Genomic DNA, 16,256 nt, shown 5'->3' on the forward strand with positions numbered 1-16,256 from the left:
AGATCTCCTTGCGGGGCTGGTGATCAGGGGAAGTGGACGGCGATTCGTGGGGCCGTGCTGCTGCTGGCGGTCGCAACCGCCGGCACGATGTCGGCCAGCGGGTAGGGGGCGGGGATCAGGTCGGCGAACAACTGCTGCACGGCGGTGCGCTCGAGGAAGTCGACGGCCTCGACGAGGTCGTCGACGCGGTAGTTGTGGCTGCCGACGACGGTCGTGAGGTTCTTGACGAAGCCGCTGGGTTCGAAGCTGATCTCTGGCGCCGGCGACACCGATCCGACCAGCGCGATCCGCCCGCCGAGATCGACCACGTCGAAGGCCGACTGAACCGCCCGGCTGTTGCCGGACAGCTCGAAGATGACGTCCGCGCCGTACTTGCTCGTCGCGGCGGCGAGGTCCTGCGGCTCGACGACGGTGGTGGCGCCGAAGAGCGTCGCGAGCTCACGGCGGGCCGGGTCGACGTCGGAGGCGATCACGGTGGCGCAGCCGCGGTCGCGGGCGTACGCGACCGCGGTCAGTCCGAGCATGCCGCACCCGAGTACCACGACGACGTCGTCGGCGGTGAGGTTGGTACGACGAGCCGCGCAGGTGACGGTCGCGGTGGCGCAGTTGGCCGGGGTCGCGACGGTCGCCGGCAGTTGCTGCGGGAGCTTCACCACGCCGGTTCCCGCGACGAGGTGTACATGTGTCCCGAAGCCACCGTTGAGCTTCCAGTGGTCGTCGATCGCCTCGTGGCCGTACTTGCGTACCGAGAGGCACTTCTGGGGTATGCCGCGCAAACACCGGCGACAGGTGCCGCACGACGTACCGATCGTCCAGGTGATGCGGTCGCCGTCGCTCACCGGTGCTCCGTCGGCGGCGGTCACGTCGCCTCCCGTGGCGACGACGTGGCCGATGGCCTCGTGCCCGAGGACGGTCGGCAGTGGGGTCGGGCGATCGCCGTTGATCGTGTGCAGGTCGCTGCCGCAGATCGTCGCCAGCTCGGTGCGTACCAGGACCTCACCCGGCCGGAGGCCGGGCAACGGCAGCGTGCCGACGGAGAAGCCGGCGTCGACGCCGGACCAGATCGCCGCCGTGGCGGTCGCGTTCACTGTCGTCGTCATCAGGATGTCCTGTTCTGTCGGCTCAGCGTCGGATGGTTGAGGCCACGGCCGCGCTGGCAGTGCAACTGATCGCCACGATCAGGAAGATCAGCCCGGCGTCACCGCCGTTGTGGTCCATGATGCGGCCGATGATGGGTTCGGCGGCGCCGGCGAACAGGTAGGCGAAGAAGTTGACCACGCCCACCGCCGTGCCGGCCATCACCTTTCCGGCGAGGTCCGGGCAGAGTGCCCAGAACGACGACTGCGGACCGTAGACGAAGAAGCCGGCGAGGAACAGCAGGACGATACCGAGGCCGACGCCGGGGTGCAGGGCCCACATCCCGAGGGAGCTGAGTGCGCCGAGCACCATGAAGAGCATGATCGGGCGGTCGCGACGCGAGCCGAAGAGGCGGTCGGAGAGTTGACCGTTGACGAGGGCACCGACCGCCATGCCGACGGGCAGGGCGACGGTGATCCAGACGGCGTGGTCGGTCTTCTTCCAGTTGTCGCCGAGGAAGTACACCGGGACCCAGATCAGCAGGCCGTAACGAGCGGCGTTCTGGAAGCCGATCGCGACGCCGGTGATCCAGATCCGTGGGATCCCGAGCACGGTCTTGTAGCGGTCCGTCGACTTGGACGCAATGGTCTCGGCCGCGTCGTACGCGACGTCGTCGGTGTCGTGGGTGAACGATCGCGGCGGCGTGATCCCGGCGCTCCGCGGCGTGTCTCGCGCCAGGACGAAGAAGGTGATCCCGCCGACGAGCATCAGCAGCACCGGGAGCCGGAACAGCCACTGCCAGTCCAGGCCGAACGAGGTGATCGTCAAGGTCGAGGTGACATAGACGAGGACCGAGGACGAGCCGGCCGCGAGTGTGTAGAAGCCGAAGCTCTTGCCCCGCTCCTTGTGGCTCCACCAGTTGGAGATCACCCGGCCGCCTGCCGACCAGCCCATCGCCTGCACGAAGCCGTTGGCCCCGAGCGCGACGGCCATGCCGGCCGGCGAGGTCATGAAGCTGGCGATGATGCACAGACACGTCGACAGGACCGCGCCGAGAGCCATCAGCCGGCGGCCGCCGAACTTGTCCGCGAGGTTGCCGTTGACCATTTGGCCGATCGCGTACGACCAGAGGGCGATGCCGCTGATCGTCCCGATGGTCGCCTTGGTCCAGCCGAAGTCTTTCTGGATGCCGGTGATCGCGAAGCCGAAGGCCTGTCTGCCGGTGTAGAAGAACAGGTAGCAGAACATTGCCGCTAGCAACATCCGCCAGGCGAGGCGCCGGAAGGAGGCGTCGGAGACGGGTTCGGCCGGCAGGTTGCCGGTGCTGGGGTCTAGTGTGCTGGACATCCTCGTCGCAGACCTCTCTCAGGGGTAGGGACGCGCAGGACGGAGTGGACTCACGACGCAGGGGACGTCGCGAGGTCGAGCTCGGACACGAGGGTCGTGGCGACCCAGAACGCGTCATAGTTGTGGACATACGCCGGCTGTCCCCAGGGCTCGTCGAGCTCGTCCGGCCGGGGTAGCACGCGGTTGATCAGGAACGGGATCTGCAGCTCGCCCAGGGCGCCGTGCGACCGCAGTGGCGCGTCGAGGCCGGTGAGGTCGTGCCATGCTTCGTACCGGCCGACAGCGGTGCCCTTCTCGGCGAGCACCACGATGTCACCGATCCGGTCCGCCGGCAGCGAGAAGTTGTCCGCGGCCTCTTCCCGGTTGTGCACGGCCTGTACGCCGTCGATCGCGCGGAGTGCCTCGATGGTCGAGTCCCGGTCCGCGCCGGCGGGCAGGTAGACGCTGGCGAAGGAGCCCAGTGCGCCGTGGTGGACGGTGTACGGGTCCGTGATCGGCAGGATGACCCGTAGTTCGTCCGATCCGGGCTCCGCACTGGTGGTGCCGAGAATCCGGCGTGCCTCGTCCTCGACGAAGATGACGTTCGCTGCGCCGGTGCTGTCAGTCTTGGCGCTCATGCCGTGGTCGGCGGTGAGCACGACGACGGCACCGAGCGCTTCGAGTTGTGCGGCGTGCCGATCGATCTCGGCGTACAGGTCATTGGCCGCTTCGGTGCCGGGCGCGTGCTTGTGCTGGATGTAGTCGGTGAGCGACAGGTACATCAGGTCGGCGCCCCGGGTCTTCAGGATCTCGACGCCTGCGGCCAGCGCGAAGACGGACAGGTCGGCCGAGTACACGGTGGGCAGCGGCCTGCCGACGAGCTCCAGGACGCTGTCGATGCCGTTCTCCTCGAGATTCGCTTCGTCGGCCTTCTCCGCCGAGAAGCAGATCCCCCGGCGGCTCGGTTCGACGAACTCACCGGAACCGTCGAGGCTGGGGCCTGCTTCCACCACTCCGGCGCCGAGCAGGCGCCGCAGCTTGTCCTTTGCGGTGACGACAACGACGTCGAGGCCGGCCTCGTTGGCGGCGGCGAACAGGGTTGGGGCGCGCAGGAACGACTTGTCGTTCATCAGCACCTCCGCGCCGGTCGATGTGTCGAACAGGTAGTTGCCGCTGATTCCGTGGACCGCCGGCGGACGCCCGGTCGCGATGGACACGTTGTTGGGGTTGGTCAGTGCCGGCATGGCGCAGTGGGCCTCCCACGAGCTTCCCCGGCCACTGGCGAGCACCTCGGCCAGCCACGGCATCCGGCCTGCCTTGATGGCCTCGAGGTGGTACTCCGGCTCGCTGCCGTCGATGCAGATCACAACGACCGGCGCACCGTGGGTGGTGTACGTCCGGTCGTTGACGCTGAAGGTGGTGGTCACGAAGGCTCCTGCGATCGGGTTCTCGGGTTCGGTGCCACTGTCCAACCCCGCCGGTCGCGCCGGGAACCCCGGATCGGGCTATGGACCGCATAGGCAGATCCGACGTACCGCGCGGTAGACCCGGCTGCCAATGTTCGGAGTTGTCCGTCGGCCCGCCCCGAGGAGCTCGCTCATGCGATTACGTCTCACGGCTCTGACCGCCACCGCAGCCGTCGTCTTCGCCGGGGTCGTCGCGCCCACGGCGACTGCCGTCACCATCGGTTCGGAGAACTTCGACGGGCTGGCCGGCAGCCTGCAGCCGCGAACGACGGAGACCGGCATCCCGGCCGGCCTGCTCGGCTGGACCCACACGGCACCGGGCGGCTGGTCCGTCACGTCCGTCGACGCGATGACCGGCAAGGGCATGGACGAATGGCGTGGCTGGTCGTTCGCCACACCGCAGTTCTGGTCGGTGGCGCAGACCGGACAAGGGCGCGAGAACTTCACGAAAGCCGGCGGCGTCCTCGCCGTGGCCGATGACGACGAATGGGACGACGCGAACAACCCGGCGACCAGCTCTTCGAGAGCACGCTGACGTCGCCCGCATATCCGGTGGCCGGGAAGTCGACGGTCTACGTGAACTACGACCAGAACTACCGCCAGACCGGCCCGCAGGTGGCCGCCCTGGACGTCTCCTTCGACGGCGGCGCGCCGCAGCGGCAGTTCACCTACAGCACCGCGACCCTGGGCGACCAGGTGTACCGCGAGAACGAAACCATCGCCGTACTGGTGACCGTGCCGGCCGGCGCCCAGTCGGTGAAGATCAGCTGGGTCATCGAGAACGCACACAACGACTGGTATTGGGCGATCGACAACATGAGCATGAACGACGAGGCGCGCCCCGGCGCGATCCCGCCACTGCCGAAGGTACAGACCCCTGACGACCTGCCGAACGGCACCAGCGCGACGAAAGTGCTGTTCGTCGACATGGACGGGATGCGCTGGGACAAGATGCACGAGGCGGGTACGCCGAACCTGATCGCGACCGGCGCGACCGGGCAGTTCGGGCCGGCGTACATCCAGGACAACGCCATCGCCGGGACGAACTCCGGGCCTGGTCATTCGAACATGTTCACCGGCGTGTGGCCGGACAAGCACAACGTGCTCGACAACTCGTTCAACGGTTATCGCAAGAGCCAGTATCCGGACTTCATCACCCGGGCCGAGGGCCTGAAGCCGGAGTTGTCGACGTTCAGCACACTGGACTGGACGCCGCTGAACACCTACCTCATCGACCGTCCGGACGTGAAGCTCCAGCAGACCGGTGCCAACCAGCAGATCACCGACCGGCAGAGCACAGACGCCGCACTCGAGGTGCTCGGCAAGCACAACCCGGACCTGATGATGGTCTACCTGCACGATGTCGACGCGACCGGGCACGCGCTCTGCTCGGACCGTACGGCGTACCTGGACGCGATCCGCCGGGTCGACGCGAAGTTCGGTGAACTGGTTGCCGCGGTCAAGAAGCGCCCGACGTACAACGACGAACGCTGGCTGATCATCGCGGCCACCGACCACGGCCAGACCGGCTTCGGTCACGGCGGTGACCAGCACACCTCACGCCAGGGCTGGATCCTGGCGACCGGACCAGGGATCCCGACGAACTTCGCGCTGCACCGGGAATGGCGGCAGGTCGACATCATGCCGACGATCTACCGGCACCTGGGCCTTCCGGTGGATCCCGCCTGGGGGCTGGACGGCGTACCGATCGGTGCCCGGAGCAACGATCCGTTCGACACCGTGCCGGCCACGTCGGGCGTCGTCGACGAGGCGCCCAAGCCCGCGAGCGTCGGCGGCTGGACGACCGCGCTGCCGAAGTCCTGGACCCGCGTCGACAAGACCCCGCCGGGCAGTGGCGTGACGGAGTACCGGGGGTGGCGGCTGATGAGCGGTGAGTTCTGGACGACCTCCGAGGAAGGTCAAGGCCGCGGTTCCGTCGTCCGCGGGCGAGACGTGATCGCCGTCGCCGACCCGGACGAGTGGAACGACAAGGGCGACCCGGCAGCCGGCGGTGCGCTGTTCGACAGTGCGCTCAGTACTCCGTGGGTCGCGGTCGGCAAGGCTTCCGGTGTTCAGGTCGACCTGAGCCACTACAAGCAGGTCGCCGGCGGACAGCCGCAGGACGCGGAAGTCGTCGCGGAGTTCGACAACGGTGTGCAGCGGGTGCTGTGGACCGCGTCGGCGACCACTGGTGCGAAGTTCGACATCAGCAAGCCCGTGCACCTGCTGACCGCAGTTCCCACCGGCGCCACGAAGGTTCGCGTCACCTGGCACTTGACCGCCGGTAACAACGGCTACTGGGCAATCGACGCACCCGAGGTCACCACCCGCTGACCGGTGCGACGTACGATCGCACGATGTCCAAGGGTGAGATTGACCGGGTGACCGCCGAGTTCTTCGGTGCGTTCGACAACCGGGGCGGCCGGGTCGCCGAGGTGGATCGGATCCGCCGGCTGGTGCTGCCGGCCGGGGTGATCGTCTGCACGCGTCCAGAGTTCACCGTCTACGGTGTCGAGGACTTCATCGAGCCGCGCCAGAGGTTGCTGTCGGACGGCAGGTTGACCGAGTTCTCCGAGTGGGAGGTGTCCGAGCGCACCGACATCGACGGTGACCTCGCCACCCGGTGCAGCGACTACCAGAAGTCGGGAACGCTCGACGGCCGGCCGTACGAGGGCACCGGAACCAAGACGATCCAGTTCGTCCGTTCACCCGACGGCTGGCGGATCTCGGCCCTGGCCTGGTACGACCACACCTGACCGGCGCCCGCGACAGTTGCTGCCGAACGCCGCAGGGAGGCTTGTCAGTCGGCTGCTGGTCGTTCGGCTGCGCCGATCGTCGGGGGGCGATTCGCGGGTACGGGTTGGCCGAAGATGTCGCGGCCGCCGTTGCCGGGGATGATCGTGCCGGCGTCGAGTGCGGGTGAGCCGGTCCGGACGTGATAGCCGTCGAGGTCGCTGATGCCCGTTGCGCTACCGGGGGTGTCCAGCAGTGGGTCGGCGGTTGATCCGCCCGGGTTGTCGCCGGCGCCGGTGACGCCGTACAGGATGTTGTGGGTGGGGCGTACGGCGGTTCCCGGCTGGAGGCGCATCGCCGCGGTACCGGCTCCTGCCTTGACGACGATGTTGTTGTCGAAGCGGACGTTGTGTGGTGCCGTGGTGTTCTCGTTGATCACGGTCATCGATCGCCGGTCGCCGACGTAGATCGTGTTGTTGTAGACGTGTGCGCTCTCGAGTCCGCCGGAGCACATCTCGACGCCGCGGTAGGAGTCGTTCTGGCTGATGTTGTACCGGATCACGGCGTTCGCGACGCGGCCTGCGGCGTTGCACAGGAGCAGGAATCCGCCGGCGTTGTCGTGGCTGTAGTTGTACTCGAACGTCGTACCGTCGGTGCCTTGGTCGACGTCGAAGGCCATCCCGTCCCGGGTGGTGGTCCCGCCGGAGACCTCGTTGTGGCGGAAGGCCGTGCCGTCGGAGTTCCACGGCCACAGCCCCGCGTTGTAGCCGGCGGACCGGCGCTGGAACCCGGCGATGTGGTTGCCCTCGACAACGGCGTCGCGGGCGGTCAGGATCACGATGCCGTCGCCGCCGATGTCGCTGACCACGATGTGGGTGTTCGGGGTCCATGGTTTGGTGTACGGCGCGGTACTGCCGACCTGGGCGCGCTGTTCCCACTGCGACACGACGAGCCGGATGCCGCCGCGATTCACTCCGGCGACGCGGTTGCCGACGACGCGGACGTCGTCGAAGCTGCTGGCCCGTTCGTCGCCGACGACGGAGAAGAGGATGCCGTCGCTGCCCGAGGTGCTCTTGGTGTCGTCGCCCCAGATGTCGTGGACGTTCAGGTTCTGCAGGACGTAGTGGTGGCCTTGGCCGTAGTTCTCGAGTTGGACGTGTACGCCGCGCCGGTTGGAGCCGGGCGCGGCGGCGTTGGTGATCTCGAGGTCGCGGAGCTCGATCCACTGTGTGTTGCGCAGCAGGACCGCGTCCGGTCTGCCCGCGGCATCGATCACCGGCCGCGCGCCGGGGCCGTAGGCGCCGATCTGGATCGGCGCACCGGGTCGGCCTTCGCCGGTTGGGGCGAGTGTTCCGGTGCAGCGTGAGCCGCGCCGGAACAGTACGAGCTGACCCGGACGGAGACGGGTCGCGTTCACGGCGTCGAGGCTGGTGACCGGTCGCGCGGCCGAGCCGTCGCCCGGCGCGGTCGCAGCGCAGTCGACGTGGATCGTGCCCGGACCGGCGGCCGAGGCGGGCACGGGGACGACGACAGCCAGGCAGGCTGCGGCCAGGGCAAGGGAAGCAGGCGAACGGAACCTGATCATGAGGAGACCTCCGAGGGCGGTGAGAGGGTGATTGCTAGTGACGTATTCCCTTGAGCTGCGTGCATAAACGCGCAATCTGGGTGCTGCCGCAGCACCTACAGGCCGAGGTCGCGGCCTGTCTCGCTCAGATGGCCGGTCATTGCCGCGGTCGCCCGGGCGGGGTCGCCGGCGGCGATGGCATCGAGGATCGCCTGGTGTTCCTCGATCGTCCGGTCGACGCCGGCCTGGCGTTTGCGTCGGCCTGCGTAGCTCGCGCGGCGGGTGTCCAGGAGCACGCCCTGCATGGCGGACAGGATGAAGGACAGGATCGAGGCATCGGCGAGGTCCGCGATGCCGTCGTGGAACTGCAGGTCGAACGAGATGAACGCCTCCGCGGTCAACCCGGGCTCCCGCATGTCCACCAGGGACTTCTCGATCGCCTTGACGTCGCCCGAGCCGTCGGCGATCCGTTCCGCGGCCCGTGCTGCGAGCGCACCTTCGACGACGATCCGGGTGTCGATGAGGTCTCGCATGGCCATCGATCGCTGGCCCAGGCGGAAGGCGAGGATCTGCCCGAAGACGGCCGGCGACGGAGTGGAGACCCGGGCCCGCTTGCCCTGGCTCGAGACCAGGATCTCGCGTGCGACCAGGGTCCTGATTGCCTCGCGGACCACCAGTTTGTTGACGCCGTAGAGCTCGGCCAGTTCACCCTCGGCCCTGATCTCGTCGCCGGCTTTGAGGCCGCGTTCCGCGATGTCCGCGACGATGCCCTTCGCGACGTGATCGCTGAGGGTGGTGCGTTCGATGCTCATGCCGGGATCCCCAGTTCTGTGCCGAATTCGTCGATGAAGGCGTCGATGCGAGCGTGCTCCTGGGCATCCAGTTGCCAGCCGGGTCCGCGGCAGACCGCCGACTCGAACCATCCTCGCCGGACGGAGATCTCCTTCTCGGCCGCGATGATCAGCTCGACGTCGAGCATCCAGTAGGCGATGTACGGCAACAATCGCGCGTGCAGCGTGGCCGCGCTCCGATGGTCGCCCTGCTGCCAGAGACTCCAGATCCGCTGGTAGATCTCGACGAACGAGCAGCCGGGCTGAACCCCTGCCACGCCTCGAGCGAGAGCGTCGGGGAGTTGGACACCGGCGTACCCGACCATCGACCGAACGGGTGGCTGCCCGGCGGCCAGTGCCTCGACCAGTCTCCCGGGCGGTGTCGATTCGACCTTCACGTAGGCAAGGTTCGCATGGTCGGCGGCCAGTCGGGCGATGACCTGCGCGTCAAGGGCCGTTCCGGTCTGCGCCGGAGCGTACTGAAGGACGACAGGGATCCGGCCCGCCGCTTCGAGGACGGCGACCAGGTGGGCAACCACCGAAGCCCTGGACGGGCCGAGGTAGTGCGGCGGCAGGACGTTGATCGCGGCTGCGCCCGCGTCGACCGCCTCCCGCACCCGGCGAACGGCAACCCGGGTGGCGTGGTCGGGCACCGACACGACCGCCGAGAAGCCTGGCTGCCGACGCGTGTGTTCGAGGAAGATTCGGGTCAGCCGGGCCCGCTCGTCGTCGGTCAGCTTGTGGTACTCGGAGGCGAACCCCGGGAACATCGCCGATCGGACCGCGGCGCTCAGCATCGCGTCCACGACGCGGGCGAAGCCCGGCTCGTCGATGCTCTCGTCACCACGAAACGGCGTCTCGAGGACAGGGGTCACTCCACCCAGCATGCCAGGGACCTCCCGATCAGGTTGTCTGCGTACTGTTGACAACTTAGCAGCTAAGCAGTGATGCTGCGACCGTGTTCCAGAGAAAACAGTCGCCCTCGTCCGAGCCGTTCCGCAGCGCGGCATGGCTGCAGGACCAGGGCAAGGCGGGGTTCATCGCTCGTTCGCACCTGCGGGCGCTCGGTCTTCCGGACGAGGTGTTCGACGGCCGGCCAGTCGTTGGGATTGCCAACAGCTTTTCCGAGCTCAATCCGTGCAACTCGCAGCTGCGAACGCTCGCTGAGCATGTGAAGCGCGGCGTGATCGCAGCCGGTGGACTGCCGCTGGAGTTCCCGACGATCTCCCTCGGCGAGCCGTTGATGCGGCCGACGACGATGCTGTTCCGCAACCTGATGGCGATGGACGTAGAGGAGACCTTGCGGGCCAACCCGGTCGACGCGGTGGTGCTGCTCGGCGGCTGCGACAAGACGATTCCGGCGCAGCTGATGGGGGCGGCCAGCGTCGATCTCCCCACTCTCGTGGTGCCGGCCGGGCCGATGATGTCGTCGTCGTACCGGGGAGAGCCGATCGGCAGCGGGACCGACATCTGGCGGTTCACTGAGGAGTTCCGCGTCGGCCGGATGACCGGCGGACAGCTCGCCGAGGTGGAGGGCTGTATGTCGCGCAGCGCCGGAACCTGCATGACGATGGGCACGGCGTCGACGATGGCGTGCGCGGCCGAGGCACTGGGGCTCGCGTTGCCCGGCACGGCCGCGATCGGCGCGATGGACGCCCGCCGGCAGGTCGCGGCCGAACGTAGCGGCCGGCGGGTTGTCGAGCTTGCACGCGAGGGACTGACCATGTCGCGGATCGTGACGCGGGACAGCTTCGAGAACGCGGTGCGCGTCAACGCGGCCATCGGTGGGTCCACCAACTTCGTACTGCACCTGCTGGCGATTGCCGGTCGCTCGGGTGTGGAGCTGTCCCTGGACGACATCGACGCGTGGGGTAGCGACGTGCCGCTGCTGGTCGACCTGAAGCCCAGCGGGCGGTTTCTGATGGACGACTTCGCGGCGGCCGGCGGGCTGCCGGTGGTGATGCGCGAGATCCTGCCAGTACTGCGTGCTGATGCCCTCACAGTCACCGGGCACACCGTGGCCGAGAACGTCGCCGCAGTCGAGAGCTTCGGGCATCCGGCGGTACGAACCATCGACGACCCCGTTCAGGCCGCGGGCAACGCGACCGCCGTACTCCGCGGCAATCTGGCCCCCGACGGTGCCGTCATCAAGGTCTCTGCCGCTACTCCGGCTCTGCTTCGCCATCGTGGTCCGGCCCTCGTCTTCGACTCGCTGGAGCAGTACCACGTGGCGGCCGCCGATCCGGAGCTCGAGGTCGGTGCCGACACCGTGCTCATCCTGCGACAGGCCGGGCCGCGCGGGTATCCGGGTATGCCGGAGGTCGGCAATCTGCCGATCCCGGTCAGGCTGCTGGAGCAGGGCGTCACCGACATGGTCCGGATCACCGACGCGCGGATGAGCGGTACGGCGTACGGCACCATCGTCCTGCACGTAGCGCCGGAGAGCGCGGTCGGTGGTCCGCTCGCGTTCGTCCGCGACGGTGACCTCGTCGAACTGGACGTGGTGAATCGGAAGCTGCACCTCGTCGTCGACGACGCCGAGTTCGATCGGCGTCGTCAGGAACAGCCGGTACCGCGCACCGCGACGGAGCGCGGGTGGGTCGGCCTCTACCGGAATCACGTTCTCCAGGCCGACGAAGGCGTGGACCTCGACTTCCTGCGCGGCGGCAGCGGACACGCGGTACCGGCCGTCCCGTTCTAGTTCCCGACCGCCGAGTAGTTGTACATACGCCAGACATCACACAGATCAACCGGAGGATTCATGAAGCGCACCCGACGCGGTGTTGTCGTCCTTCTCGCCGCGGCCGGCGCCCTCGCCGTGCTGGCGGCGGGCTGCTCGAGCGGCGCACAGCCGTCCGATGCGCCGGCCGCAGGTGCTGCGAAGACCGGCAAGCTGACCATCGCGTTGCTGCAGAAGCAGGGCGATCAGCAGTACTTCGTGGACGAGGCGACCGGAGCGAAAGAGCAGGCGAAGAAGCTCGGCGACGTCGACGTCAAGGTGGTCGACCTGGGAACGGACGCCAACAAGGCGATCAGCGAACTCGACAACGTCATCGCCCAGAAGGTCGACGGGATCGCGATCGTGGTCCCGGACCAGAAGATCGGTCCGCAGGTCGTCGATGCGGCCAAAGCGGCGAACATTCCGCTGGTGGCCGCCGACGACGCGATCTCCTCGGGCGACGGAAAGCCGGCACCGTTCGTCGGCTTCGACGGGCGTGGCATGGGCCAGGAGGTCGGCAAGAAGGCCGCTGAGCTCTACAAGGCGGCCGGGTGGACCGCTGCGGACACCCGGATCGTTGCCGGCTGGAAGCAGGACCTGAAGACGTGCAGCGATCGGGTCGAGGGCGCCGCGGAGGCGTTCAAGACCGGCATCGGGGCCGGCGAGATCCCGAAAACGATTGCCTTGGGCACCGACAACTCGGCGGCCGATGCACTGAACAAGGCCGGGGCAGCGCTGACCGACAACCTGGGCGTCAAGCACTGGATCGCCTGGGGCTGCAACGACGAGAACGAGACCGGAATCGTCACGGCGCTGCAGAACGGCAAGGTCGCGCCGGCCGACATCATCGGTGTCGGGCTCGGCGCCTATCTGACCTGTAAGGACTGGAACGCCGGTCAGAGCACGGGAAACAAGGCAGCGCTCTACATCGGCGGTCCGGCCGTCGGCAGCGCGGCCGTCGACGTACTGGTCGGCCATCTGCGGGACCAGAAGCCGCTACCGCCCAGCACCATCGCCAAGACCGAGATCGTCGACGCGAAGACCTGGAAGAGCAGCGGACTTGTCTGCACCTGACCCGTCATCCGGGTCAGCCGGTGGGAAGAGGAGGTCACAACGTGGTTGCAGCAGTCGGACGGCCAGGTAGCCGCGATGTTCTCGTCGCCGAGCGCCTGAGCAAGCGGTTCGTCGGCGTACGGGCCCTGACAGAGGTGGATCTCGCGGTCCGCGGCGGCGAGGTGCTCGCCTTGATGGGGGAGAACGGTGCCGGTAAGTCGACGTTGCTGAGGATCATCAACGGTGACTACCGGCCGGACGAGGGGAGCCTGCGGCTCGACGGCGCCGAGACCAGGCACTCGTCGCCGGCGGCCGCGCATCGGGCCGGGATCCGGGTGATCGCGCAGGAGCCCGAGATCATCCCGGATGTCGACGTCACCGAGAACGTCTATGCCGGCGCGTTGCCGCAGCGCGGACGGATCTATTCGCGAGGAGCGGCGCGCGAGAAGTGCCGGGATGATCTCGAGCGACTCGGTCTGACGGGATTGCTGGAGCCCGGCACCCTGGGCCGGCGGCTCTCGCCTGCTCAGCGGCAGCTGGTCGAGATCATGCGCGGGCTGGTCGGCGACGTACGTGTGGTCGCGTTCGACGAGCCGACGTCGTCCCTGTCGGACCACGAGGTCGACATCCTCTTCGGCCTCATCCGCCGGCTGCGCGACGAGGGCGTCGCGGTGATCTACGTCAGCCACCGGATGAAGGAGATCTTCCAGATCGCCGACCGGATCGCGGTGCTCCGCGACGGCCGGCTGGTCGGTGTCCGGCAGGCGGGAGAGACCGATGAGGACGAGCTGGTGCGGATGATGGTCGGCCGCGAGTTGCAGGCGATGACCCGCCCGGAGCGGGTTGCCGGCGAGGTCGTCCTCGCCGTGTCCGGCGTGACCAGCGCGGACGTCCGTGACGTCAGCTTCGAGGTACGCCGTGGCGAGGTGGTCGCGCTGGCGGGGCTCGTCGGCGCGGGGCGGTCGGAGCTCGTCAAGGCCGTCGTCGGCGATCTGCCCCTGCTGGCCGGAACGGTCAGTATGAACGGCCGCCGGTTGCGGCTTCGGAGTCCGCGCGACGCGATCCGGGCAGGAATCGGGTTTGCGCCGGAGGAGCGGAAGGCCGAGGCGCTGATCCTCGAACGCAGCGTCCGGGAGAACGTCTCGCTCGCGGTGCTCGACCGGATGCGCCGGTTCCGATTCGTGCAGCGCGGCCGCGAACAGCGGGTCGTGAATGGCTTCCTGCAGTCGCTGCGGATCAAGACGCCGAGCGCCGAGCAGCAGGTCCGCAAGCTGTCCGGCGGCAACCAGCAGAAGGTCGTCCTCGCACGCTGGCTGGCCCGTGAGCCGGATCTGCTGATTCTGGACGAACCGACCAGGGGCGTGGACGTCGGCGCGAAGGCCGAGATCTACGCCGTCATCAACGAGCTGGCCGCCGACGGTACGGCGATCCTCATCGTCTCCTCGGAGCTGCCGGAGGTGATCGCGCTGGCCGACCGCATCCTCGTCATGCGCGAAGGCCGGCTCGCAGGTGAGCTCGGTGCCGGCCCGAGCGAGGAAGAGATTCTCCGGCTCGCGATGAAACACGACGAACAGATCGACAGGGAGAACGAATCGTGAGCGCAAAGCAGGCCGTCGTGACGGCTCGAGGTGATACGGGCAGCGCCCCGGAGCCCGCCGCGGATCAGCGGCGCGGTCCAACCCGTCGGGTGCTCGACTTGATCGGTGTGCAGAACGTCAGTCTGCTGATGGCCCTTGCGGTCCTGGTCGCTGTCATCGGTGGCAGGTTCCCGTCGTTCTTCACCGTGGCGAACTACCAGGTCATCGGTAAGGCCGTTTCGGTGATCGGGATCCTGGCGATCGTCGAGACAGTGGTCATCATCCTCGGCGGCCTCGACATCTCGGTGGGGTCATCGGCCGGCGTCGGTTCGGTGGTGACCGCACTCGTGTTCATGCATACCGGCGGGAACGCGCTGCTGGGGATCCTCGCGGCGCTGGGAGTCGGCGTGGTCGCCGGGCTGATCAACGGCTGTGTGATCGTGTACGGCCGGGTGAATCCGGTGGTCGCCACGTTGGCCACGCTGGCGGCGTACAAAGGGGTCGCCCAGCTGATTTCCGACGGCCGCGCGCAGGGCTACACCGGTGCGAGTCCGGTGTTCGTGTTCATCGCGCGGGGCGCGATCGCCGGTATCCCGACGCTGATCTGGATCTTCCTGCTGATCGCGGCCCTGGCCCACCTGGTACTGCGGTACACCGATCTGGGCCGCAACATCTACGCGGTCGGAGGCAACGACACCGCTGCCCGGTTGGCCGGCATCGACATCAACCGGTACATCATCGCGGTGTACGCCGTCACCGGCTTCGCCGCGGCTCTGGCCGGCGTCATGATCACGGCACGAACCGGTTCGGGGCAACCAGTGTCGGGAAGTGAGGGTCTGGAACTGCAGGCGGTCACCGCGGCCGCTCTCGGCGGTTGCGCTCTGCAGGGTGGGCGCGGCACGATCGCAGGCACCGTCCTGGCCGTGCTGCTCCTCGGAGTGCTGGACAACGGGATCACCCTGTTCGGTGTCAACCCGTTCTGGCAGAACGTTGCCCGCGGCTCCCTTCTCGTGATCGCCGTGGTGATCCAGCAACTGCGCAACGGTGAGCGCCGGGTCGGGATGCCGACATGACGGGCGCGGGCAGGCTGCTGGGCGAGATCGTTCTGGTGACGGGTGGCGCACAGGGAATCGGTGCCGCGATCGCTGCGGTGGCTCACCGGGAGGGGGCGAAGGTCGGCATCATCGACCTCCGCCCGGTGGAGCCGGCCGACGGACGTGTCGGAGTCGTCGCGGATGTTTCTGACGGCGAACAGGTCGAGGCCGCGGTCGCGAGCCTCACCGGCCAGCTCGGTGAGTTCACGGTGCTGGTCAACAATGCAGGCCGGAACGCGTACGGCGATGCGACGACGATGACCGATGACGACTGGGACGCGGTCTTCGCGGTCGACCTCAAGTCGGCGTGGCTCTGCGCCCGGGCCGTGTTGCCAGGGATGATCGCGCGCAAACACGGGGCGATCGTGAACATCGCGTCCCTGCACTCCCGGCTGACGATGCGTGGGATGTTCCCGTACGCCGCCGCGAAGTCCGGCCTCGTCGGTCTGACCAGGAGTCTGGCGCTCGATGTCGCCGAGCACGGCATCCGGGTGAACGCGGTCAGCCCGGGCTACGTGCGGACCCCGATCCACGATGATTTCGTCCGCCGGTCGGAGGACCCGGCCGCGGCCGAGCAGGCGATCCTCGACGTCCACCCGCTCGGGCGGATCGGCACACCGGACGAGGTCGCCGAGGTCGTGTGCTTCCTCGCCTCGCCTGCGGCCAGTTACGTCACCGGCGCCGACTGGGCGATCGACGGCGGGCTCGGCGTCCGGTTCGCCTGAGCTCGTGCTTCCCGGAAGAACGTCCGGCTGAGCTGTTGGGCTCGGCCGGAAGCACTTCACCACTATGTAACAACGTAGCTGCCTAGTTGCTA

The 16,256-nt window shown here is 68.1% G+C and carries 14 protein-coding genes; 8 read left to right on the forward strand and 6 right to left on the reverse strand.

What is annotated here, in order from left to right; all coding sequences use genetic code 11:
- Positions 1–23 precede the first annotated feature (23 nt).
- The 3 genes from JOF29_RS35490 to phnA are packed head-to-tail and all read right to left on the reverse strand — an operon-like array spanning position 24 to position 3,830.
- Complete coding sequence (locus tag JOF29_RS35490; RefSeq protein ID WP_209698724.1) at positions 24–1,100, reverse strand: zinc-binding dehydrogenase; 1,077 nt, start codon at positions 1,098–1,100, stop codon at positions 24–26.
- A gap of 22 nt (positions 1,101–1,122) precedes the next feature.
- Entirely contained in the window at positions 1,123–2,424 is a 1,302-nt protein-coding gene (locus tag JOF29_RS35495; protein WP_209698725.1) for an MFS transporter, read from the reverse strand.
- A gap of 50 nt (positions 2,425–2,474) precedes the next feature.
- Entirely contained in the window at positions 2,475–3,830 is a 1,356-nt protein-coding gene (gene phnA / locus JOF29_RS35500; RefSeq protein WP_209698726.1) for a phosphonoacetate hydrolase, read from the reverse strand.
- Positions 3,831–4,002: 172 nt separating this feature from the next.
- On the opposite strand from phnA, the gene JOF29_RS35505 reads away from it, so the two are divergent.
- From JOF29_RS35505 to JOF29_RS35515, 3 genes are read left to right on the forward strand one after another with little or no spacing between them, the layout of a single operon-like run.
- Positions 4,003–4,404 (forward strand): hypothetical protein, encoded by a 402-nt coding sequence (locus JOF29_RS35505; RefSeq protein WP_209698727.1) that lies wholly within the window; start codon positions 4,003–4,005, stop codon positions 4,402–4,404.
- Complete coding sequence (locus JOF29_RS35510) at positions 4,356–6,203, forward strand: alkaline phosphatase family protein (protein ID WP_209698728.1); 1,848 nt, start codon at positions 4,356–4,358, stop codon at positions 6,201–6,203. Before JOF29_RS35505 ends, JOF29_RS35510 begins: the two co-directional genes overlap by 49 nt.
- A gap of 23 nt (positions 6,204–6,226) precedes the next feature.
- Positions 6,227–6,625, forward strand: a complete 399-nt coding sequence (locus JOF29_RS35515) for a DUF4440 domain-containing protein (protein WP_209698729.1) — start codon at positions 6,227–6,229, stop codon at positions 6,623–6,625.
- A 44-nt stretch (positions 6,626–6,669) separates the two neighbouring features.
- On the opposite strand, the gene JOF29_RS35520 is transcribed toward JOF29_RS35515, so the two are convergent.
- The 3 genes from JOF29_RS35520 to JOF29_RS35530 all read right to left on the reverse strand — a co-directional run bounded on the left by JOF29_RS35520 (position 6,670) and on the right by JOF29_RS35530 (position 9,871).
- Positions 6,670–8,187 carry a right-handed parallel beta-helix repeat-containing protein gene (locus JOF29_RS35520; protein ID WP_209698730.1) on the reverse strand — a complete coding sequence of 506 codons (1,518 nt, stop codon included), beginning with the start codon at positions 8,185–8,187 and terminating at the stop codon, positions 6,670–6,672.
- A 95-nt stretch (positions 8,188–8,282) separates the two neighbouring features.
- Entirely contained in the window at positions 8,283–8,978 is a 696-nt protein-coding gene (locus JOF29_RS35525; protein WP_209698731.1) for a FadR/GntR family transcriptional regulator, read from the reverse strand.
- A complete protein-coding gene (locus JOF29_RS35530; protein ID WP_307863854.1) occupies positions 8,975–9,871 on the reverse strand; it encodes a dihydrodipicolinate synthase family protein in 897 nt (298 codons plus the stop codon). Before JOF29_RS35530 ends, JOF29_RS35525 begins: the two co-directional genes overlap by 4 nt.
- Before the next feature lie 83 nt (positions 9,872–9,954).
- Here JOF29_RS35530 and JOF29_RS35535 point away from each other — a divergent pair, with 83 nt between their 5' ends.
- From JOF29_RS35535 to JOF29_RS35555, 5 genes are read left to right on the forward strand one after another with little or no spacing between them, the layout of a single operon-like run.
- On the forward strand, positions 9,955–11,697 hold the full coding sequence (locus JOF29_RS35535; protein ID WP_209698733.1) for an IlvD/Edd family dehydratase: 1,743 nt from the start codon (positions 9,955–9,957) through the stop codon (positions 11,695–11,697).
- 60 nt (positions 11,698–11,757) lie between these two features.
- Entirely contained in the window at positions 11,758–12,789 is a 1,032-nt protein-coding gene (locus JOF29_RS35540) for a substrate-binding domain-containing protein (protein WP_209698734.1), read from the forward strand.
- A 41-nt stretch (positions 12,790–12,830) separates the two neighbouring features.
- Positions 12,831–14,366 (forward strand): sugar ABC transporter ATP-binding protein, encoded by a 1,536-nt coding sequence (locus tag JOF29_RS35545; protein WP_209698735.1) that lies wholly within the window; start codon positions 12,831–12,833, stop codon positions 14,364–14,366.
- Positions 14,363–15,418 carry an ABC transporter permease gene (locus tag JOF29_RS35550; protein ID WP_209698736.1) on the forward strand — a complete coding sequence of 352 codons (1,056 nt, stop codon included), beginning with the start codon at positions 14,363–14,365 and terminating at the stop codon, positions 15,416–15,418. Before JOF29_RS35545 ends, JOF29_RS35550 begins: the two co-directional genes overlap by 4 nt.
- Positions 15,415–16,164 (forward strand): SDR family oxidoreductase, encoded by a 750-nt coding sequence (locus JOF29_RS35555; RefSeq protein WP_209698737.1) that lies wholly within the window; start codon positions 15,415–15,417, stop codon positions 16,162–16,164. Before JOF29_RS35550 ends, JOF29_RS35555 begins: the two co-directional genes overlap by 4 nt.
- The last annotated feature ends 92 nt before the right edge of the window (positions 16,165–16,256 follow it).

The organism is Kribbella aluminosa (genome assembly GCF_017876295.1).
In the GTDB taxonomy this organism is placed as follows: Bacteria; Actinomycetota; Actinomycetes; order Propionibacteriales; family Kribbellaceae; genus Kribbella; species Kribbella aluminosa.